The 21,545-nt window shown below is 54.3% G+C and carries 19 protein-coding genes; 12 read left to right on the top strand and 7 right to left on the bottom strand.

Going from position 1 to position 21,545, the window contains the following annotated elements; translation table 11 throughout:
• The first annotated feature begins 92 nt into the window (after nucleotides 1-92).
• The 4 genes from repA to AC0JZ1_RS00790 all read left to right on the top strand — a co-directional run bounded on the left by repA (nucleotide 93) and on the right by AC0JZ1_RS00790 (nucleotide 4,939).
• Nucleotides 93-1,268, top strand: a complete 1,176-nt coding sequence (gene repA, locus AC0JZ1_RS00805; protein WP_471880544.1) for a plasmid partitioning protein RepA — start codon at nucleotides 93-95, stop codon at nucleotides 1,266-1,268.
• Entirely contained in the window at nucleotides 1,265-2,260 is a 996-nt protein-coding gene (gene repB, locus AC0JZ1_RS00800) for a plasmid partitioning protein RepB (RefSeq protein WP_471880543.1), read from the top strand. Before repA ends, repB begins: the two co-directional genes overlap by 4 nt.
• 153 nt (nucleotides 2,261-2,413) lie before the next feature.
• Nucleotides 2,414-3,661, top strand: a complete 1,248-nt coding sequence (repC, locus tag AC0JZ1_RS00795) for a plasmid replication protein RepC (RefSeq protein ID WP_471880542.1) — start codon at nucleotides 2,414-2,416, stop codon at nucleotides 3,659-3,661.
• 177 nt (nucleotides 3,662-3,838) lie between these two features.
• A complete protein-coding gene (locus AC0JZ1_RS00790; protein WP_471880541.1) occupies nucleotides 3,839-4,939 on the top strand; it encodes an RHE_PE00001 family protein in 1,101 nt (366 codons plus the stop codon).
• Nucleotides 4,940-4,953: 14 nt separating this feature from the next.
• On the opposite strand, the gene AC0JZ1_RS00785 is transcribed toward AC0JZ1_RS00790, so the two are convergent.
• The 5 genes from AC0JZ1_RS00785 to AC0JZ1_RS00765 all read right to left on the bottom strand — a co-directional run bounded on the left by AC0JZ1_RS00785 (nucleotide 4,954) and on the right by AC0JZ1_RS00765 (nucleotide 10,038).
• A complete protein-coding gene (locus tag AC0JZ1_RS00785) occupies nucleotides 4,954-5,739 on the bottom strand; it encodes an SDR family oxidoreductase (protein ID WP_471880540.1) in 786 nt (261 codons plus the stop codon).
• 18 nt (nucleotides 5,740-5,757) lie between these two features.
• Nucleotides 5,758-6,717 carry a sugar-binding transcriptional regulator gene (locus AC0JZ1_RS00780; protein ID WP_471880539.1) on the bottom strand — a complete coding sequence of 320 codons (960 nt, stop codon included), beginning with the start codon at nucleotides 6,715-6,717 and terminating at the stop codon, nucleotides 5,758-5,760.
• A 26-nt stretch (nucleotides 6,718-6,743) separates the two neighbouring features.
• Nucleotides 6,744-8,207: an FGGY family carbohydrate kinase gene (locus AC0JZ1_RS00775; protein ID WP_471880538.1), complete on the bottom strand. Its 1,464-nt coding sequence runs from the start codon at nucleotides 8,205-8,207 to the stop codon at nucleotides 6,744-6,746.
• A gap of 65 nt (nucleotides 8,208-8,272) precedes the next feature.
• Nucleotides 8,273-9,229 carry a transketolase family protein gene (locus AC0JZ1_RS00770; protein WP_471880537.1) on the bottom strand — a complete coding sequence of 319 codons (957 nt, stop codon included), beginning with the start codon at nucleotides 9,227-9,229 and terminating at the stop codon, nucleotides 8,273-8,275.
• Nucleotides 9,229-10,038, bottom strand: coding sequence for a transketolase (locus AC0JZ1_RS00765; RefSeq protein WP_471880536.1), 810 nt, complete (start codon nucleotides 10,036-10,038; stop codon nucleotides 9,229-9,231). Before AC0JZ1_RS00765 ends, AC0JZ1_RS00770 begins: the two co-directional genes overlap by 1 nt.
• 216 nt (nucleotides 10,039-10,254) lie before the next feature.
• Between AC0JZ1_RS00765 and AC0JZ1_RS00760 the strand changes: the two genes are divergently transcribed.
• From AC0JZ1_RS00760 to AC0JZ1_RS00745, 4 genes are all read left to right on the top strand, one after another.
• Entirely contained in the window at nucleotides 10,255-11,232 is a 978-nt protein-coding gene (locus tag AC0JZ1_RS00760; protein WP_471880535.1) for an ABC transporter permease, read from the top strand.
• 121 nt (nucleotides 11,233-11,353) lie between these two features.
• Entirely contained in the window at nucleotides 11,354-12,283 is a 930-nt protein-coding gene (locus AC0JZ1_RS00755; protein ID WP_471880534.1) for a substrate-binding domain-containing protein, read from the top strand.
• A gap of 77 nt (nucleotides 12,284-12,360) precedes the next feature.
• The gene (locus tag AC0JZ1_RS00750) at nucleotides 12,361-13,839 is read left to right on the top strand and encodes a sugar ABC transporter ATP-binding protein (protein ID WP_471880533.1); all 1,479 of its coding nucleotides are present in this window, start codon (nucleotides 12,361-12,363) and stop codon (nucleotides 13,837-13,839) included.
• Nucleotides 13,840-13,853: 14 nt separating this feature from the next.
• Complete coding sequence (locus AC0JZ1_RS00745) at nucleotides 13,854-14,642, top strand: SDR family oxidoreductase (RefSeq protein WP_471880532.1); 789 nt, start codon at nucleotides 13,854-13,856, stop codon at nucleotides 14,640-14,642.
• Nucleotides 14,643-14,648: 6 nt separating this feature from the next.
• On the opposite strand, the gene AC0JZ1_RS00740 is transcribed toward AC0JZ1_RS00745, so the two are convergent.
• Nucleotides 14,649-15,563 (bottom strand): transglycosylase SLT domain-containing protein, encoded by a 915-nt coding sequence (locus AC0JZ1_RS00740; RefSeq protein WP_471880531.1) that lies wholly within the window; start codon nucleotides 15,561-15,563, stop codon nucleotides 14,649-14,651.
• 523 nt (nucleotides 15,564-16,086) lie between these two features.
• On the opposite strand from AC0JZ1_RS00740, the gene AC0JZ1_RS00735 reads away from it, so the two are divergent.
• The 4 genes from AC0JZ1_RS00735 to AC0JZ1_RS00720 all read left to right on the top strand — a co-directional run bounded on the left by AC0JZ1_RS00735 (nucleotide 16,087) and on the right by AC0JZ1_RS00720 (nucleotide 20,647).
• Nucleotides 16,087-18,021 (top strand): methyl-accepting chemotaxis protein, encoded by a 1,935-nt coding sequence (locus AC0JZ1_RS00735; RefSeq protein ID WP_471880530.1) that lies wholly within the window; start codon nucleotides 16,087-16,089, stop codon nucleotides 18,019-18,021.
• Between the two features lie 153 nt (nucleotides 18,022-18,174).
• The gene (locus AC0JZ1_RS00730; RefSeq protein WP_471880529.1) at nucleotides 18,175-19,812 is read left to right on the top strand and encodes a Na+/H+ antiporter; all 1,638 of its coding nucleotides are present in this window, start codon (nucleotides 18,175-18,177) and stop codon (nucleotides 19,810-19,812) included.
• 132 nt (nucleotides 19,813-19,944) lie between these two features.
• Nucleotides 19,945-20,358 (top strand): response regulator, encoded by a 414-nt coding sequence (locus tag AC0JZ1_RS00725; protein WP_471880528.1) that lies wholly within the window; start codon nucleotides 19,945-19,947, stop codon nucleotides 20,356-20,358.
• A gap of 76 nt (nucleotides 20,359-20,434) precedes the next feature.
• Nucleotides 20,435-20,647 carry a hypothetical protein gene (locus AC0JZ1_RS00720; RefSeq protein ID WP_471880527.1) on the top strand — a complete coding sequence of 71 codons (213 nt, stop codon included), beginning with the start codon at nucleotides 20,435-20,437 and terminating at the stop codon, nucleotides 20,645-20,647.
• Here AC0JZ1_RS00720 and AC0JZ1_RS00715 read toward each other — a convergent pair whose 3' ends face one another.
• Complete coding sequence (locus AC0JZ1_RS00715; protein ID WP_471880526.1) at nucleotides 20,648-21,529, bottom strand: DMT family transporter; 882 nt, start codon at nucleotides 21,527-21,529, stop codon at nucleotides 20,648-20,650.
• Nucleotides 21,530-21,545 lie beyond the last annotated feature (16 nt).

The following is a 21,545-nucleotide window of genomic DNA, read 5'->3' as shown; positions in this document are numbered from 1 at the left end:
GAAGTTTCGAAATTTTCCGAAACATCGCTTGCGTTGACGAGCTGTTAACCAAGGCTGACTTTATCTGATCGCATGAACCGAGGACCCGAATCGTGAACCGCCACCTAAGCAGCCTTGATTTTATGCAGAGCTTCTCGACGAAGCTCGATAGCGCTTTGCAAAGCCTAACGCTCGCGCAATATCCACCCGACTCCAAACGTGAGATGCGCCTTTTCCCAGCCGCAGAGGTCGCAGCCCTGCTGGACGTGTCGGAAGCCTATATCCGGCAGATCGTGCAGAAGGAAAAAGGCCCTACACCGGAAGTCAGCGGCAATGGCCGCCGTATGTACACCCTCGAGCAGATTCTCGAGCTGAGAATGATGCTGGCTGAGAATGGTCGCAAGAAATGGATGAACCCGCGTCGCATAGAAGGTGAGGGCTGCCAGATCATTTCTGTTACCAATTTTAAAGGCGGCTCCAGCAAGACTTCAACAACAATCCATTTGGCACATTATCTGGCGCTGAAGGGCTACCGTGTTCTGACACTTGATCTCGATCCGCAAGCGTCGCTCACCAGCCTACACGGCACGCTGCCTAGTTTTGATCCCCGAAACGACGATACATTTTACGCCGCAATTCGCTTCGAAAATCCAAGGCCAACGCGCGAGCTTATTCACAAGACCCATATCGTGGGTATGGACGTGATTTGCGCCGGTCTTGAGCTGACTGAGTTCGAAACGGCTGTCGCCTTGGAAATGCGCAAAAGCGGCACAAGCTTCCTGCTTCGGGTATCGCAAGCGCTCGAACAGGTAGCAGACGATTACGATATTATCCTGATGGATTCCGCGCCTTCGCTGAACTTCCTCACGCTTTCTTCGCTGACGGCTGCAACAGGCGTCATTATCCCGGTGCCGGCCCATATGCTGGATGTCGACGCAACGGGCAAATTCCTGGAGCTTGCTTCATCCTATATGCAGATCCTCAACGACATTGGGGCTTCAGTGTCCTGGGATTTTGCACGCTTCCTAATTACCAAGTTTGAACCGAACGATCATCCGCAGGCCAATATGGCTGCTTTGATGCGGCAGGTTTTCGGCGAGAACCTGCTGTTGAACATGATGATCAAATCCACAGCTGTCGCGGATGCTCTCACGTGGAAGCAAAGCCTGTACGAAGTGCAACGCAGTCGCTTCTCATCACCAAAAACCTACGACCGTGCAATTGAATCTCTCAATGCCGCGAACGAAGAGATCGAAAAACTCATTTGGTCTGCATGGGGGCGTGTATGAGCCGTAAAGATTCCAAAGGCATGTTTGCCAATGTATTGGGGCAAATGCAGGCTCCGGCCGCAGTTGTACCGCAACCCACGGCTCCGCCATCGCAATCGCCGCACCTCAAGAAGGTAGCAGACGGTATCCGCCAGATGCAGGAGAGGGGAGAAATTCTCGACCGCCTGTTGAAGGAAGGCGATCGCATTGCCGAGATCGAAGTCGATCAGATAGCTGAGTCAGCTATCCAGGACCGCTTTGATGGCGCTTACGACGATGGCGCAATGGCAGAGATTTTGGAATCCATGCGTCTGCAGGGACAAATTGTTCCTGGTCTTGTGCGCCCTGTTTCAGACGGCTCAAAGCCGTTTCAAATCGTCTATGGCCGCAGACGTTTGGCGGCGGCACGCGCTTTGGGCCTCAAGTTTCGTGCAATTGTTAAAGAGCTCACCGATGAACAGGCAATCATCTACCAGGGTGAAGAAAACACCAATCGTGATGATCTAACCTTCATCGAAAAATGCAGCTTCGCCTACGCGCAAGAACAAGCTGGTTTCAGCCGAGACGTTATCTGTGCCTCTCTCTCGACCGGAAAGTCGCACATCTCCGAAATGATACGGATTGCCTCGGTTATTCCGGGGGAAGCTCTGCGCCTCATTGGCCGTAGCCCCGATAAGGGGCGTCGTCGCTGGATGGAGCTGGTTGAAATCTGGCAGCAGACTGAAGCCGCTAGTGAGCGCATTCACGCTTCATTATCCCGCGCCAAAGATGGTGCAGATCGCTTTACTCTCGCCATGTCCGCACTCAAGGCTCAGCAGGAAGCTGCTTCCGAAAGATCCGGAGCACGTGAGATCCATGCAGGCGGATTGATCATAGGAACCATCGCGCATTCGCGTTCTGGCTCCAAAATCAGTTTTAACAAAGCAGTGTCTGTGGGCTTTGCGGAATTCATTTCCGAAAAACTGCCGCATCTGCATAGCGAATATTTGAAACAGACAGGAAAGGCTAAGTAGCAAAAGAAAAAGGCCCCCAAACGTTTCCGTCGTGGAAGCCCTTCTCACATCCTTAAGCAAGACAGAGAATCGCATTTTCACGAATCGCAGTCAAGAGTTTTTGGCACCGTTTTGGTGAGCGGATTTCTTTTGCCTTGTGGAAGGTGAAGGAAAATGCACAGCGGCAATATAACGACGCCTTTTGGGCGGCGGTCGGTGACGCTTGCCTTGGTGAAAAGACAGATAGTGTCTTCCCACACCGAAGCAAAAGTCGCTGTCGACAAATGGAAAGTTTACCGTGACATCTGTGAAGCACGCGAAACGCTCGGTCTGCAAGATCGTGCTTTAGCGGTCCTTAACGCTCTTTTGTCATTCCATCCCGACGTCGAATTGAAAGCTGACGGCATGCTTGTCGTTTTCCCTTCAAACGAGCAGCTTTCTATGCGTTCGCATGGGATCAGCAGTCGCACGCTCAGGCGAAATATTTTGACGTTGACCGATGCTGGCATTATCGAGCGGCACGATAGCCCGAATGGCAAGCGCTATGCTCACCGCAATAGATCGGGATCAATTCAATCTGCTTTCGGTTTCAGTCTGCAGCCGCTGGTGAAGCGCGCGCGTGAATTCTCTCATATGGCTGAACAGGTCGCGGAAAAACGGCTGGAATTGAAGCGCCGCAAGGACGAACTTTCGCTATGCCGGCGCGACATCCGCAAACTGCTCAGTATCACGACAACGTCCGAGCAGAAAAGCTTTGAAGCACGGCTGAGCAGCGTTCTCGCAGAGCTTCCACGTTCGGCTAACTTGTCGCAGATCACGGCAGTGCTTGAGCAACTGGTCCAGCTTAAAGTTGACGTCGTTAAATCCCTCGAAAATCGGCAAAAAACCGAACTTTTGTCCGGCAATGACGGTCTAAATGTCCGCCACAAAGAGGAGTCAGAATCCGAATCTCTTCCTGAATCTGAAAACGAACAAACGTTGAGAATGCAGCAACCAAATTTTGCTCATGAAGATTTAAAATCGCCTGGAAATAAGACTGCTTCTCTTCCTTTGGACACACTCCTACGAGCTTGCCCAGACATCACAAACTACGGGCCGCAAGGGAGTGTCAGCAACTGGCACGATCTGACTTCTGCGGCATCTCTGGCGCGCTCTATGCTTGGGATCTCGGCTGCAACATACCAGCGCGGCATCGCAGCAATGGGTCTTATCAATGCCTCTGTTGTAATTGGTTGCATGCTACAGAAGGCAGATAGTCTCCAAAATCCCGGGGCTTACTTCTGCGATCTGACGAAGAGGTCTGAGCGACAAGCCTTTTCCCCGGTTCCCCTTGTCATGTCTCTTTTACGAGCGCTGCATCTTCAGGGGAGAACCACACCCATGATAAAGCCCACCCAACCCGATAGATGGATACAAAGCTAATGGATGCTGTGGTGCGAATCGGTGGGAGTTGGTAGAAATAGGGTCACCTTACATTCAAGGTTACGCGCTTCACATGTCACCAGCTTACCTGCCTTCAGCCAAAAACGAGGCTTAATCCAGTGGCGGACAGTAACTGAATGCTAGCGTCCGTTTAAGTCTTTGTTTAATATGTTTTCAATGTCTTACACGTTGCCCAAATTTGCACTGGAAGAACTCGTTTATCCGCTCGTCAAAGCATCAGCGGAACTGGCGAGGCTCGATGAAAGAATAGGGCGGTCTCCAATACGGGATGGATTCCTGGAGCGTAGTCACTTTGCGGAGGCTTGCGCGTCGCTTTGGATTGATGGTGAACTCGTTCATGCGGAGGAACTTGTTCTGCACGATGCCGGGCAGGATGTTCGGGCACCGAGCCATGAACTGACAATAGCCCGCGAAGTGTTGCGTACCAGACGCCGGATGGACGGCGAATGCAAGAATTGGTGTTTCAGCGCGACAAGTATCAACGCATTTCGCAGGCATGGCAAAACGGAAGCCACAAGTGAAACGGCAAACGCTATCGCACCTGAACGAAAGCAAATGCCGCTAGCAACAGATGACGAGGGGCTCGATCATCTGTCCCGAGAAATTGCTGAAATGGATGCATTGCTGGCCCGAAGCGAGTTGACGTTGCAAGATGCAGTTGGGCGTACCGTGGAGCAAAGGACACGTGATCCACTCATTTACGACATCGACTGGAATGAGGATGCGCGTTTGAATGAGTGGCTGCAATTCGTGTCCCGCGTTCACCATCAACCGGCCCTGCTTCAGGCGGCAATTCTTCTCGATGCTTGGGAGAAGATTGAAGTCTTCCAGCGGCAATCCTGGCTTGGCAGACTTCTCGTCTCAGCAAATTTAAGGAATACGGCCAGTATTTCGCTGCTACCTAGCTTGAATCTAGGGCTTAAATCCATCCCGCGTGAAGAACGAACCCATCGCAAAATAGAGGTGCGCCTTCTAGCGTTTCTGCGCGCCATTCAATTTGCTGCAGAGCAAGGACTGAAAGAGCATGATCGCCTTCTGCTGGCGAAACAGTTGATGGAGCGGCGGCTAATCGGTCGCCGCGCCTCCTCCCGATTGCCGGAGGTCGTAAAAATCGTGCTGACAAAACCTGTCGTCTCGGCAGAGATGGTGGCGGATGCAGCTCAAATCACACAACGGGCCGCTTTACGATTGATCGAAGAGCTTAATCTCCGGGAAATGACAGGAAGGGGCAGGTTTAGGGCATGGGGAATCCTCTGACTATCCAACCAGGCTCACGACATGATCAAGCCACCATCCACATTAATCGTCTGGCCGGTAATGTATTCTGCGTCGCGTGATGCAAGGAATGTAACCAGGCCGGCAACTTCCGCTACCGTTCCGGCCCGCTTCATGGGGATGTTTCGCACCCATTCCGCCATGAGTTCGCCCGGCCCGTAATTGCCAAGCATCTGTCCCCAGACACGATCATTATAGTCCCACATGTCGGTGTGAATGATGCCGGGGCAGATGGCGTTCACAGTAATGCCTTCTGCGGCCACTTCTTTTGCAAGGCTCTGGGTCAAACCGATCACGCCAAACTTGGATGCGGCATAGTGAGGGGTATAAACAAAACCCTGCCTCGCCTGGCCGGATGCCGTGTTGATCAAGCGTCCCTTCGTGCCACTCGCTCTAAACCGGCGAATAGCCTCCTGGCAGCACAGGAATGCGCCCTTGGTGTTGACCTCCATGTTGAGATCCCACTGGTCTTCAGCGAGATCTTCGATTTTGGAAATGGTAATGACACCGGCATTCTGAACAGAGATGGAGAGCGGGCCGAGTTTTGCTTCTGCTTCGTCATAGGCAGCGCGAACAGCAGAAGCATCGCGCACGTCCAAGCTCAGGCCGATTGTAGGAACGCCAGTGTCTTCACCGAGTTGGCGGGCAATGTCTGCCGTGTCTTTCTCAATGGCCGCGAGGGTAACCTTGGCACCTTCCTCCGCAAACCGGCGCGCTATGCCGTAGCCGATGCCCTTGTTGCCACCAGTGATAAAAACAGATTGTCCTTCAAAGCGCTTCATGATCCTCCCTTTCATGGTCTATCCCGGCATTGCGACAAGTCGCTCCGCGGTAAATTTGTCTGTCACCAGAACGTCGATAACCCCGGTTTTTAGGGCTCCGGCTATTGCCTCGGTTTTCTTCTGACCGCCCGCAAGCGCGATCACGCGCTGCACGCCGCTCAAGTTTTCCAAGGGAAGCCCGATGACACGATCATCCAGAGGTGTTTTGACAGACTTGCCATTCTTGTCGAAAAACCGAAGGGATATGTCGCCCACCGCTCCGGCCTCTGCGAGATCGGACAGTTCGCGCGTGGAGAAGATGTTTCCGGAGCGCGCGAGAAGTTCCGAAGGCTCTACCGCGCCAACGCCTACAATGGCCAATGAAATGCTGCCAAACAGGTCAGTGGTCTCTCGCACAAATGGGTCGGAGAGCATCAAGAGTTTCGCTTCCCGAGACGAGGCAAGACCCTGAACCGGCAGAAGCTTAGGTTCTGCACCGGTCAACCTGGCGAGGCGCGTGGTCAACTGTGTTGCATGGGTTTGGACCGAAGGGTCTCCCATTCCACCCAAAGTCTGGACGACATATTTAGCGAGAGCGCCTTTCTGCGGATGAATGTTTTCAACCATCTTGAAGATGGTCTGGCTCCAGCTTGAAACGCCAATGACCTCGCCTGGCGAAAGTGTCGCCTCCAGCAAATGAGCTGCAGCTTCGCCGATGCGCGACATGATCGCTCCATCCCGATCTTCGGAGCAGTCCACCACAATAGCTTCCGGAATTGAGAAGCGTTCGCGCAATCCGTCTTCCAAATGGCTGAAGGTGCCAGCTGGCGGGATGACGCTGGTGCGAACAATACCTTCGGCTTCGGCCTTTTTCAGCATACGCGATACCGTGGCCTGAGAGAGATGCAGGTGTTCGGCAATGTCTGCCTGTCGCTTGCGCTCGATGTAATACATCTGCGCCACACGCGTGATTAGTCTAAGCTCGTTGATGCGACCCACCTTGCTCTCCAGTCGTGAATTATTATTCACGTTTTAGCGGTTGGAGCGACATAGGTCGAGCGGGCAAGTGCGTCGCGCCAGATTGTGAGACGCAATTCGGAGTCAGTCTGTTCTGGTGCAATCACATTACCGCCTGCAGAAAGTGCGGCAATGTCATCAAGACTGCTCCAGATGCCGATAGAAAGACCCGCAAGATAGGCGGCACCAAGAGCAGATGCTTCCGGTGCATCGCGTTGAATGAGGCTGTGTGTTAATATGTCGGCCACACACTGCATGAGGAAACGGTTCTGGCTCGGACCGCCGTCAACGAACAGCCTACCAATGGGTTCGGGAGACTGCGCCTGCATGCAGCGCACCACATCATGCACTTGGAAAGCAATGGAGTCAGTAACGGAACGTGCCATCTGCGCACGTGTCGTGGAAAAGTTGATCTGCGAAAAAAGCGCCCGCGATGCTGTATCCCAGTAGGGCGCTCCAAGACCGACGAAGGCAGGAACGAACCCCGGCCCGCCTGGTGCTGCCGATGCTGCCAGGTCGCAAAGGGCCGCTACGTCTGGCAGCCCAAGAATTTCTGTCATCCATGGCAGGCTGGCGGCAGAGACCAGAATATTGCCTTCGAAAGCAAAGGTAGGCTTTCCATTCAAACGCCAGGCCACCGTGGTGGTAATGCCGTCCTGCGGCGGAACGTAAGAAGATAGCGTAGTCATGATCGAAGACCCGGTGCCGAATGTCACTTTGCCATCGCCTGGGTTGAACGCACCGTGGCTAAACAGTGCAGCGTGGCTATCGCCTATCGCTGCGGCAATTGGAATGCCGTCCTTCAAACCAGGTACGCCGGAGGTAACACCGAAGCGGCTTGCACTATCCTGTATGGTCGGCAGGCAGGATTTATCGACACCAAAAAGATCACATAGTTCATCGCACCAGATCTGTCTTTCCAGATCCAAAAACTGGCTTCGGGCGGCATTGGACGCATCGCAAGCATGCGCCGCGCCCTTCGTGAAGCGGTGTATGAGCCATGAGTCAATGGTACCCAGACGCACGTGGCTGCCCGATGGAGCGCGTTCCAGAAGCCAGCGCATTTTGGAGCCCGGGAACATGGGGTCGAGGGGCAAACCCGTCAACTCCATCACGCGGGCTGAATGCCCGGCATCGGACAGCATTTTGCAGTCATTTGCCGTGCGGCGGCACTGCCAGCTCAGAACTGGACCCAACGCTTCGCCAGTTTCTGCATCCCACATCGTGACGGACTCGCGCTGATTGGAAATGGCGATTGCTTCGACGTTAACGGTATCCTTTCCCTCCAGGCAGACTGCGATGGCCTCACAAACAGATGCCCAAATTCGATCCGGGCTTTGTTCAACCCAGCCGGGTTGCGGGTAGGATATCCCCACTGCAGATGAACCACGGGACAGGATCTGGCCCTCTTCTGAAACCAGGATAGCTTTTGAATTGGTTGTGCCCTGATCGATTGCAAGAATGGCCCGCACGTTGAAAAACCTCCCATTCATATAAAAGGCCGGCAGTCATACCGGCCTCCGCTCGTGCTTTTGAATTACTTGCGTTTCAAAAGAGCAAGAGCAGCTTCCACGATTGCCGATGGAGCCATTCCAAATTCATCCAGCAAAAACTCTGCTGAGCCGGTATGGGCGTAGACGCCTGGCACGCCCAGCCGTTTCATCGGAACCGGCGCGTGATCGACAACCACCTCCGCAATGGCAGAACCAAGGCCACCGAAGATCGAATGTTCTTCTGCCGTCAGAATGGCGCCTGTTTCCTCTGCTGCCGCAACAATTGCGTCTTCATCGATAGGCCGCACGGTTGCCATGTTCAGCACTCGAGCTTCGATGCCCTGCTGCGCCAGCATGATAGCCGCACTCATCATGCGATGGGTGAGCGTACCGTTGGCGATGAGCGTTAGATCCTTGCCTTCGCGCAGCAGGTTTGCCTTACCCGGAACGAAAGTATGGCCTTCGGGCAGCAAATCAGGAACGCCAACACGAGACAGCCTCAAGAAGCACGGACCGTCATAACTGGCAGCCCATTCAACCGCGGCTGCAGTTTCAATCCGGTCGCAGGGTGCGATCACCGGAAGGTTTGGCAAAACACGCGTCCACGCAAAATCCTCAATGGAATGATGCGTTGGACCAAGATCGCCATAGGCCATGCCAGAGGAAATGCCGATCAGCTTCACATTGGCGTTCGAATAGGAAATATCGGCCTTGATCTGCTCCAATGCACGCCCTGTCAGGAAGCAGGACGCAGCGCAAACAAAGGGGAGCCGGCCACCATTGGCCAAGCCTGCGCCAACACCCACCATGTTCTGCTCTGCAATGCCGACATTGACGAGGCGTTCGGGAAATTTCGACTTGAAGCCACCGAGCTTGGAAGACCCAACGGAGTCGTTGCATACCGCAACGATTGTCTCATTTGAAGCGGCCAATCTTTCGAGGGTTTCTGCAAAGGCATCGCGGCAATCATGCAGATTTTTTGCGGGAGCAAGGGCGTTCATCAATTCGACTCCGAAAGTTCTGCAAGTGCGATTTCATACTGTTCTCGGTTGGGAACCTTGTGGTGCCAATCCACGCGATCCTGCATGAAGGAAATGCCATGACCCTTGTTCGTGTGGGCAACCACGCAATGGGGACGGTCGCATCGCCGTTCCAGAGCAGGGACAACTTCGGCCATCTGGTTCCCGTTGATTTCGGAAACCTCCCACCCGAAGGCTTCAAGCTTTGGACGCAAAGGCGCAATATCATTGGTGTCGGCGAGGGCGGCACCCTGCTGAAACCGATTGTGATCAATGATAAGCGTCAGGTTGTTCAAGCCAAATTGCGCAGCGGCCATAATGGCTTCCCAGTTGGAGCCTTCCTGCATTTCGCCATCACCTGTCATCACATAGGTATGATAGCTGGCACCGGAAAGCTTAGCGGCCTTCGCCATGCCCACGGCAACCGGCAAGCCATGGCCAAGCGGGCCTGTATTCGTCTCGACGCCGGGAACCTTGTTGCAGTTGGGATGCCCATTCAGGCGTGAGCCGGGTTGAAGAAAGGTGCTCAGCTCCTCTTCCGGGAGAAAGCCACGCTTTGCGAGGGTTACATAAAGCGCACACGCCGTATGACCCTTCGAGAGCACAAAGCGATCGCGATCCGGGTGCTTCGGCTGGTCTGGGTAAATCCGCAGTACGCGAAAGTAGAGTGCGGTCATGATATCGATGGCTGACATCTCGCCGCCGATATGGCCTGCTCCAGCTTCAAACACGGCTTGAAGATCGCGTCTGCGGATTTGGCGCGCCATGTGCTCCAGTTCTTGCGACTGCATGAAAACCTCTCAATGCATAAATATGCGACTAGAGATATTTTTGCATGAACTGGATTCGAGTCAACCCGGAGGAGAAAAAATATATTCGCAGACGGTACACAGACGGTCAGCATATCTGAGTTGACAGCCACTCCTGCCATTGCTATCGAATTAAATAACAAGCGCGAATAATTATGCAGACCTGATGCCGCTTGCGGTGATCGGTCGGGAGGACACATGGTTTCGCTGGATGTAAAGCAAGGAACTTCAACAAGAAAAGGCCTCGCCTGGTTGTCTGGCGCTACAGGGCCATTGCTGGGGCTCTTGGCGCTCTGCATCTTCCTCAGTGTGATGAGCGATAGCTTCCTGTCGTTACGAAACGGGCTGAATATTCTCGATCAGATCACCGTTCTCGGCATCATGGCCGTTGGTATGACCTTCGTGATCCTGATTGGCGGTATCGATCTGTCGGTGAGTTCAGTTCTTGCGCTCTCCATGATGGTGATGGGGTGGACTGCCAATGTCGCAGGCCTTCCGATGGCTGTTGCCATTCCGTTTGCGCTTGTTGCCTCTGCCATAAGCGGGCTTGCCATTGGTCTTATGATCACGCGCTTTCGGGTGCCTGCCTTCATCGCAACTCTTGCCATGATGTCGGTGGCGCGCGGTGTTGCGAACATGATTACGGATGGCCAGCAAATTGTCGGCTTCCCGGATTGGTTCATGATGCTGGCGATCGACCGCCATTTCGGCATCTTGACGGCAACCGTTTTCATCATGTTGATCGTTGCTCTTGCAGCGTGGATATTCCTGCGCTTCAGGGCTGAGGGTCGCATGCTTTATGCTGTTGGCGGTAACCCCGAAGTGGCTCGTTTGGCGGGCATCAATGTGCAGCGCGTGACTGTCGCTGTTTATGTCTTCTGCTCCATGCTGGCAGGGCTTGCGGGTATTGTACTTGCAGCACGGCTGGATTCCGTACAGCCATCGAGCGGCCTTGGATACGAACTTGATACGATTGCAGCCGTGGTAATCGGCGGGACGTCACTTTCCGGCGGGGCTGGAGGAATTGGCGGAACGCTGATTGGTGTCCTGATCATCGGTGTGCTGCGCAACGGTCTCAATCTTCTCAACGTCTCACCATTCCTGCAGCAGGTCATCATCGGCGTCGTGATTGTTGTCGCCGTCGCTGCCGAAACTCTGCGCAAGCGCAGCCGCTAGTGTCTTTCCAGCGGCTTCAGGCTTCCGCGTTCAATACCCTCCCTGAATGGGGGAGGGCGTCACAACGGCCATGAGGGAGGAGGTTCTAACCTTCATGCCGCTTAAACCCCAGGAGGAAATAATGAAATTCGCACGTATTCTGCTTGCCTCTGCCGCCGTTCTGGCTATCTCACTTGGCTCTGTCCAGGCAAAGGAAGCCAAGAAGATTGGTCTGGCAGTCGCCAATCTGCAGGCAAACTTCTTCAACCAGATCAAGCAGTCAGTGGAAGCAGAAGCCAAGAAGCGCGGCCTCGAAGTCATCACTGTTGATGCCAAGGGCGATGGTCCCACTCAGGTCAACCAGATTCAGGATCTGTTGACGCAGAACATTGATGCTCTGATCTACATCCCGGCTGGCGCTGCTGCCGCGACTGTGCCTGTAAAGCTTGCAAAAGCTGCCGGGGTGCCGGTTGTCAACGTAGACCGTAACGCCGATGGCGCACCGGGCGACACATTCCTCGCAACGGACTCCGTTTCGTCTGCAAAGGCCGTATGTGATTACATTATCAAGCAAGCTGGCGGTAAGGGCAAAATGGTCATCATTCATGGCCAGAAGGGTACGACTCCTGAAGTCGACCGCACCAAGGGCTGCATGGAATCCGTCAAAGCCAACAGCGGCGTGAAGATTGTTGCCGAACAGTGGTCGAACCTGTGGAGCCAGGACGAAGGCTTCCAGATCATGCAGAACATGCTGCAGGCAAACCCGGATGTGAACATCGTGTTTGCGCAGGCTGATGGTCTGGCTCTCGGTGCCGCACAGGCCATTAAGGTAGCCAATCCTTCCCAGAAGATCGTCGTTGGCGGTTTCGATGGCGATACAGCGGCGCTTGAAGCCCTGAAAAACGGCGTATTCGATGTGACCGCGACCCAGCAGACACAAAAGATGGGTCGTATGGCTGTTGAGATGGCGACAAAGCTGGTGGCTGGCGAGAAGGTCCCCGCGGTCCAGCTTCAGGATGCGACGCTCACCACGAAGGATAATGTCGCAGGCTTCATCGCCAACCATCCCTGATACCTCCCAGACGGTCCCGCTGTCATGGCGGGGCCGTTTTCTTGATCGAAGGCGACGGATGCTTTGAGGAGAATGCTGTGAAGGAACCGCTTCTGAGCTTGAAGGGCGTTAGCAAAAGCTATGGTCCGGTGCAGGTTCTGCATAAGATGGATCTGGACATCTATCCCGGCGAAGTCGTTGCGCTTCTCGGTGAAAACGGTGCCGGGAAATCCACCCTTTCAGGTATTATCGCCGGATCGCGAACGCCCTCAGAAGGTTCGATGAGCTGGCTCGGTGACCCCTACGCCCCGGCCTCCCCACGGGAAGCGATCAACAAAGGCGTTGTGCTGATCCATCAGGAGCTTCAGCTTCTGCCGGAACTCTCCATTGCTGAAAATGTCTTCATTGGCAGATGGCCAATGAAGAACGCAGTTCTGGATCGTGCTGAGATGGTGCGGCGTGCGCAGGAGCAGTTGGCGCGTCTCAACCTGCATATTCCAGCGACACGTAAAGTGGCCGGTCTCTCGACTGCCAATCAGCAACTGATTGAGATCGCCAAGGCCTTGGCACTGAATGCCAGGCTGATGATTTTGGATGAGCCGACCGCCGCCCTTGGCGGTGCTGAAACAGAAGCTTTGTTTGAACAGGTTCGCAAACTCCGGGCAGAAGGTGTCGGCATCATCTACATCTCTCACCGCATGGAAGAGATTGCGAAGATCGCAGACCGCATCGTGGTACTACGCGATGGTCACCGCGTTAACGAATTTGCCGATAGCAAAACGCCGGTTCGCACGATTGTGGAAAGCATGGTCGGCCGCTCGCTGGAGCGGATGTTCCCCGCTTTGCCAGAACCGAAAACCCGCAAAGTTCTCGAGGTAAAGGCTCTGAGCGGAGCTGATGGCGCGTTTGAAGATGTGAGTTTCGATGTTCATGAAGGCGAAATCCTTGGCATTGCCGGGTTGATCGGCGCAGGGCGTACGGAACTGGTGCGCTGCATCTGCGGCGCAGATCCTGTGCTGGACGGTGAGGTGTGCTTGAATGGAGAGGTGCTGAAACTTTCAAGCCCTGCCGATGCGATCGCGAAAGGTCTCGTCATGGTGCCGGAAGATCGCAAGCTGCAAGGTCTCGTCGTCCAGCATCAGATTGGCGAGAATGTCGCCTATGCCAACCTCGACCGGTTTGATAGCGGATGGATCACCCATTCAAAAAAATCTGCATTGGTGGAGAAAGCCATCTCTGCCTTCGGCGTGAAGGGCAAGGCAGAGCAACCGGCCTCTGATCTCTCTGGGGGCAATCAGCAAAAAGTCGTTATTGCCAAATGGCTCATTCGCAATCCCAAAGTGGTGGTGCTGGATGAGCCGACACGTGGCATCGATGTGGGGGCTCGCGCAGGTATCTACGAAATCATCGCTGATCTGGCGCGTCAGGGCGTCGCGGTTATTGTCGTGAGTTCCGATCTGGAGGAGGTGCTCGGCGTCTCCAATCGCATCTTAGTTCTTGCCCAAGGCAAACAGACCGGCATTCTCGACCACGATCATGCGAATGATGTTTCGATTATGGAATTGGCAACACTGTAAGGAAAGGAAGCCCAATGTCTGACATTCGGCTCAATGCACCTCAACTTTTCGATCTGTCAGGGCAGGTGGCTCTGGTCACGGGCGCGGGTAGCGGCATTGGCCAGCGCATTGCGATGGGATTAGCGCAGTGCGGGGCGGATGTAGCGCTTCTGGATCGCCGCACCGATGATGGCTTGAAACAGACGGCTGATTTCATAGCAAATTCAGGCCGTCGCTCAATCGAAATTGCTGCGGATGTGACGTCAAAGTCTTCATTGGTTGAGGCTGTGGCTCGCACCGAGGCAGAACTTGGGGCGCTTTCTCTGGCTGTGAACGCTGCTGGAATTGCCAATGCCAATCCGGCGGAAGAAATGTCGGAAGAGCAATTTCAGACGATGATGGACATCAATCTGAAGGGTGTTTTCCTCTCTTGCCAGGCAGAGGCACAGGCAATGCTGAAGCATGGTCGCGGCGCGATCGTCAATATCGCATCCATGTCCGGTGTGATCGTTAATCGCGGCTTGATGCAGTGCCACTATAATGCGTCCAAGGCGGGCGTGATACACATGTCAAAATCCATGGCGATGGAATGGGTCGGGCGCGGTATTCGCGTTAACACTATCTCTCCCGGCTACACGGCAACACCGATGAATACGCGGCCGGAGATGGTGCATCAGACGAAGCTGTTTGAGGAGCAGACGCCTATGCAGCGCATGGCCAATGTCGATGAAATGGTCGGACCTGCCGTCTTCCTGCTTTCCAATGCGGCGAGCTTCGTAACGGGCGTTGATCTGCTTGTCGATGGCGGCTTCTGCTGCTGGTAGAGCAAGCTAATTCTTAAAGACGGTACAGGCACCACCGGATGCCTTTATTGCTCCGCAGAGCTCATTTGCTTCCGCGCGCGTTTCGCGTCCTATCCGGGCAGCATAGCGCGGGCGGAAGCCGAAATTGCCGCCTCGCTGGCGCACGATGACTGCGCGTTCCGCATTGAAGGGTGCTGGCAGTCGACTAACTGCGAGGGTGAATAACCGGTTGACGATGGCTGGTCTGTGATGCGCAGCCAACTGTACACCCCAGGGTGCCCAATCAGCAGAATTGGCCAGCACTGGTTCATTCATGCGGCGCGTTTCAGCAAGCGTTACGCAGGCTTTGACGAAGGTTTGATTGTCCTCCAGCTCCGGCGCTGCTTGCTCAGGCGGCTTATCTCGCCACGTTTCGATGGTATTCCCAGTAATTGCGAAAACGTAGTCGCGGGTTTCAAGCGGCAGGCGTCCAGAGGCTTTAAAGCGCGAAAGCCCATTTTCACCGGCATTGTAAGCTGCGGCGGCAAAGCCAAGATTCCCGAATTGTAGTTCCAGCGCTTTCAAATATTGTGCTGATGTCTCCAGCGCATCGAGAACGTGAAAGCTGTTCTGCAAACCGCGCAGCTTCGCGGTCCCGGGCATGAACTGTGCGATACCTTCGGCGCCCTTGGCGCTAACGGCCTCTGGTCGAAATAAGCTCTCGCGCCAGATCAGCCGAGCGAAGAAGGCGGCCGGTAGTTGGTTTTCTCGCGCGTAGTGTTCGATCGCCTGGCAAAGATCAGAGTTGAACGATTTTTTGCGGATGCAGATCGTTTGCTCGCCCTGTCGCTGTGAGTAGAGGCAAGCAGGCTCTGCCAAATGGTCCTCTGCAAAAGCCTTGTCTACCAAACCCGAGGACCACCCCAAGGCGAGAAATGATGTCAAACACGCTATCTTTTTCATCAATGTTATACTGGAAGTGGAAGCATTGCTTTGGTTCATTGATTTCAATTACTCTCCTAATCTCGTAAAACCCTCGCTGAGATTGAAATCTAACAATCAGAACCCCTCTCTCATTTGTAATAGAAGAAAACTTACATACAAAACCTAAGTTATTGAAATTAAAAATTATATTATGTTGTTGGCGAAATTGAATGTTCTTCTATGTTAACTTATCGTCAATTAGAGAAGCCTAATTATTTTGCGCATAAGTAGGACGGCGCCCGGATGAGGAGAAGGCTCAGGCGGAGGACGAAGTTCAATCCATGGGCGAATGAGATACGATGAATAAATAGATCGTCTCCACAGCGGTTTGTGATGTCATACACCCTCGTTTCCCATTGAACACCTACCTCTATCGATGAACACCTCTCTTCATGGCTGGAGATCGGCGGAGAGGTCATGCCTTAAATCCAGCCTTACATCAGTATGTCCGGTGAATGATTTGCGCGGCCATTCGTGGAGTTCTATTGCCTGGGAGCAGATCTTGAAGAACGTCTCGATCATCGGAAAGTTCATGACCATTCTGGCTGTATTCGGCCTTTTCTCCCTCGGGGCGGCATCCTATGCTGCTTTACAGATCAAATTCATCGACGCTGAATATAGCAAGCTCCTGTATGGTGAGTCTGTTGCAACAACCTATCTCGCGCGCGCAAACAGAGCGCTTCAGGCATCAAGAGCGTCCATTGGCGATTTATTGATGGCGAGAACTGAGGAGCAGAATGCTGCTATCAACAAGGATCTTGCCAATAATCAGAAGTCGTTCCTTGAATTTATGGATAAGGCAACCGCTGCGCTTCCATCCTATTCAGCCATTGCGGAACTCAAGGCTCAGGGCCTGCATATCCTCAATGAGGTATGCGCGCCTACCATCGATGCCGCGCGCAAATCTACAAGTGAAGCGGACGTTGTCACATCCCAGCTTCTTTTTCTGAAGGACTGCCAACCGCTTTTTGTTCAGATCACACCTGGAATGACCAAGGCCGTCACCGAACTTGGTCAAATCGCGGCTGAACGCTCTGATGCCCTCAGTGACGTTGCTACAAACACTATTTTGATGACAATCGGCGGGTTCCTTGTCGGCCTCGCAGCCGTCATTCTGGGTTCGTTCGTTGCAATCCGCTCTTGGCTTGTTCGTCCCGTACAATCCATGGCTTCCACAATGAGCGTTCTGGCCAATGGCGATCTCACGGCCCCAGTCGATGGCACCGAGCGCCGCGATGAATTGGGTGGCATGGCACGCGCCGTCCAGGTATTCAAGGATAACGGTTTAAAAGCGCGCGAACTGGAAAGTGAAGCGGCCGGTGCCCGCTCTGCTGCCGAGGCCGAACGTGCACGCACAGCCGAGCAGGATCGCCTGCGTGCGGCAGATATGGAACAGGCTACATCCGGCCTGGCGCAGGGCCTCAAGAACCTTTCACAAGGAAACCTCACCTTCCGTCTGGATCGACCCTTTGCGGCTGATTTTGAAGGCTTGCGTACAGACTTCAACTCGGCGGTCATTCAGTTGGCAGATACGCTCCGCTCTGTCTCGGATGCCAGCGGCTCCATTGATAGTGGTGCACGTGAAATCAGCCAGGGTGCCGAAGATTTGTCGAAGCGAACGGAGCAACAGGCTGCTTCGCTTGAAGAAACTGCTGCTGCTTTGGACGAGATCACGACCAACGTTTCGAACGCCGCCAAACGCACGGAAGAGGCCCGTCATGTGGCCATTCAGGCAAACCAATCTGCTCGAAGGTCTGCAGAAGTGGTTTCCAGTGCTGTCAGCGCAATGCAGCGGATCGAACAGTCGTCGAGCCAGATTTCCAACATTATCGGTGTGATCGATGAGATTGCTTTCCAGACAAACCTGCTTGCCTTGAACGCGGGTGTCGAAGCGGCGCGTGCAGGTGAAGCTGGTAAGGGCTTTGCAGTTGTCGCACAGGAAGTTCGTGAGCTCGCTCAACGCTCTGCCCAGGCCGCGAAGGAAATCAAGGACCTCATCCGTAATTCGGGTGATGAAGTTAGCACGGGCGTCAAGCTGGTACAGGATACCGGGGAGGCTTTGAAAGTTATCGAGCAGCAGGTTATCACCATCAATACGCAACTTGATGCGATTGCGACCTCGGCACGGGAACAGTCTGTGGGTCTTGCCGAGGTCAACACGGCTGTGAACCAGATGGATCAGGTCACGCAGCAAAATGCTGCCATGGTGGAGGAATCCAACGCGGCCAGTGCAACGCTTGCTTCGGAAGTCCGGCGCCTACGTGAGATCATCTCACAGTTTGAGGTCGGCGGTACGGATGGTCGCTCGCAGTCTCCACGTGTTGAAGCGGCTCGATCCGGCCATGCCCCGGCGGCCTCTCCAGCGCGAAGGATGCTGGCCAAGGTGGCTAGTGCTGTCGGCATGGGCAGTGCCGCTGAAAAGTGGGATGAGTTTTAAGGGCTTAGGTTCAAGGGACGAAAAGGAAAAGGCTCGCTTCGGCGGGCCTTCTTCAATTTATGGCTTTATTCCCTTTTGTTGGTTGACGTGCTCAGTATGGGCGGCACATTCGCCAGCGTAAGGGTCCTTAAGAAGTTAAGTCTGGAATTCATTATGGAAAGCATCAGCATCGCCCTCATCCTGCTTGTCGCGGTGGTGGGTAGTTCCATTGTGGTGCGGCTCTCTCCCATCAGTTTACCGATTCCTCTTGTGCAGATTGCCCTCGGTGCCGCGATAGCTGGCGTAACGGGTTCTGGCGTAACACTTGATCCTGATATTTTCTTTCTGCTGTTCCTGCCGCCGCTATTGTTTCTCGACGGATGGCGCATCCCCAAGGAAGGCCTCTTCAAAGATAGGGCGACTATCCTCGAGCTTGCTCTGGGACTTGTCGTTTTCACGGTTTTGGGTATGGGCTTTTTCATCCATTGGCTCATCCCCGCCATGCCGTTGACAGTCGCTTTTGCGCTGGCCGCCATCATCTCGCCAACAGATCCGATTGCCGTGTCCGCAATTGCTGCCAAGGTGCCGGTTCCGAAGCGTTTGATGCACATCCTGGAAGGCGAGTCGCTGTTGAATGATGCCTCTGGCCTCGTCTGTATGCGTTTTGCTGTCGCGGCGACGCTCACTGGCAGTTTCTCGCTCTCTTCTGCCTTCGGCACTTTCATCTGGCTGGCCCTTGGCGGCATTATCGTGGGCGTCGCACTGACCTGGACGGTCACGCAGGCAAAGGATTACCTTTCGCGCAAGCTCGGTGAGGAAAGCGGGTCACAGATCCTGATCAGCCTCCTCATTCCCTTTGGGGCCTATCTGGTTGCTGAACATCTTAAATGTTCTGGCATTCTGGCAGCCGTCGCTGCAGGTATCACCATGAGCTATGCTGAACAGCGCGGGCGCGCAACACCGCTGACACGGGTACGCCGAACCGCCGTGTGGGATATGCTGCAATTTACGTTGAATGGCGTCATCTTCGTTCTACTCGGAGAACAACTGCCGCGCATCGTTTCTGGTGCCGCCCGTGTGGTTCGCGAGACGGGTCATCATGAGCCTGTCTGGCTCATCGTTTATGTTGTCGCCATTACGGTCGGACTCGCGCTGTTGCGGCTTGCATGGGTATGGGTATCCCTGCGTTTCACGCTTTTCCGCGCCAGTCTTCGCGGTCAGGAGTTCGTTCGGCCCCATTGGAAGCTGATTGTTGCGACCTCGCTTGCAGGTGTCCGGGGAGCAATCACGCTTGCAGGTATTCTCACTTTACCGCTGGTTCTGAATAATGGCACGCCGTTTCCGGCACGCGATCTGGCAATCTTCCTCGCCGTCGGCGTCATCATACTCTCCTTGACCGCCGCGAGTATTGGCCTGCCACCTTTGCTGAAGAATTTGCAGCTTCCCCCAGAGCCGGATCACCAGCAACAGGAGGATGAAGCACGCATTACGGCGGCAGAAGCTGCCATCCGGGCAATTGAAAAAGTTCAGCATGAGCTGGGTGAGGGACGGTCTGACATTGATCTCTACGCGCAGGCTGGTGCTCGGTTGATGGAGCTTTACCGCCTGCGAATTGAGGGGCGCTCAAAAACTGGGCAGGAGGCGGAGCAATTGAAGGCGATGGAGCTTATTGATCGACGGCTTCGATTGGCTGCAGTCAGGGCGGAGCGCGATGCGCTGTTTCGCCTGAGCAGACAAGGACGGCTTCCCGACGATCTGGCAAGACGGTTGGTGCGGGAGGTCGATCTCGCTGAAGCGCGATGGAATGCATGAGTTTATGCACGCCAAGGCAGTAAACGTGTAAATCTTGGTATTTTATTAAACATGTTAGCAAAGAGTTGTGGAAGGGGCCAGACTGAATTCTGCTTACGGGCGTTGTGGGACGACAGGTTAGGAGTGGCTCACATGGCTAAGGATCGGCAGTCCGTATTGGTTGTGGAAGATGAAATCCTTATTCGGCTCGCTTTGACAGAGCTGCTGGAGGATGAGGGCTTCCGCGTCTACGAGGCATCCAATGTGCTGGAAGCCGTGGCTATCCTCGGACAGGTTGATAGTATCGACGCGGTGATTACCGACGTGGATATGCCAGGCGCGTTGAATGGTTTTGACCTTATGCGGCTGGTTTCTACCTGCTACTCCCGAAGTCTTGTGATTGTGACGTCTGGGGCACATCGTCCAAGTGCTGCAGACCTTGCAGCCGGTTGTCATTTCGTTGAAAAGCCTTACGGTTCGCAAACCTTGCTCGATCTCCTAACGCATCACCAAGAAGCGCTAAACGATCTCGGCAAGTCAAGTTTTGACGAGCGTCTGCGTGCCTGAGTGCTGCACGCGATAAATATCACGAGATGTCGTAACCTTTCGGACGTGGCAGCTCTAACAGACCGAGGAGACTGCCATGGAAACCGTGATTATTGAAAGCCGCGCAGATTTCGCCCAATGGGCTATTGAGCGAGCCCAGGCCATTGTTGCTGAACAAGGTGGTGATCTTGCCATTGCTGCACGTGACATGGACGAAGGCAAGCTCGGCTTGACCGGCAATGCGTTAGGGCAAGCCATTGTCGATGCCCTTCTAGAGGTCTTCGATGGACTTGCACCCGCTGATGATTGATCAGGTTTCCGGTGCAGGTTGTCTCTTTGACAGATGGTGTTCCCGCCACACCGTAAACAGTCCTGCACCCACCACGATGATAGCACCGGCGATCATATTCCAGGTCACCGTCTCACCGAAGTAAGTGGTGGCGATGATAATGCTGAGGATCAGTTGCAGATAGGTGATGGGTTGAACCTCGATCGCCGTCAGTAGCCGATACGCCTTTATCAGCATGTAATGGCTGATACTGCCGCAGATGCAAAGCGCGATCATCGCTGGCCAATCTTCCATGTGGATCGGTGTCCAGTAAAATGGGCCGATCAAGCTTATGAACACGGCACCAATCAAACCAGCATAAACGACGCTTGTAATAGCGGTGTCGTGCCGGCTCACGGCGCGTGTCGCAATCCCGTAAAGCGCATACATGAAAGCCGCCGTCAGGGGAATCAGCATTGTCATCTCAAACTGCACGTCCGTTGGACGCAGAATAATGAGAACGCCAATCAGACCGACCACGATAGCCGCGCCGCGCCGGATGCCTACCTTCTCCCCCAGGAGTGGCACAGAAAGAATGGTCACGATCAAAGGCGTTGATTGGAGAATGGCTTGGCTAACGGCCAGCCCCGTTTTCGTAAAAGCAAAAATCACCACGACAATCTCGCTGACCAGCAGGATGCCGCGAGTCACCTGAAGGACTGGCCGTTTCGTTTTCAAAGCCTGACGAATACCGCCTGACGTGGCCGCAAGAGCAAGCACGAATACCGCGAATGCCCAGAAGCGGATCATGGTCACCATGATCGGCGGATATTTGGCACCCAGAAATTTTGAGAAGGCGTCCTGCCCTGCAAAGATGATCACTGCCGACAGGACGTAGAGGTAGCCGACAGTTTTGCTATTCATCAAACGGCGCTTCGCT

The sequence above is a fragment of the Affinirhizobium capsici genome (assembly GCF_977018625.1).
This window is presented reverse-complemented; position numbering and strand designations above follow the sequence as displayed.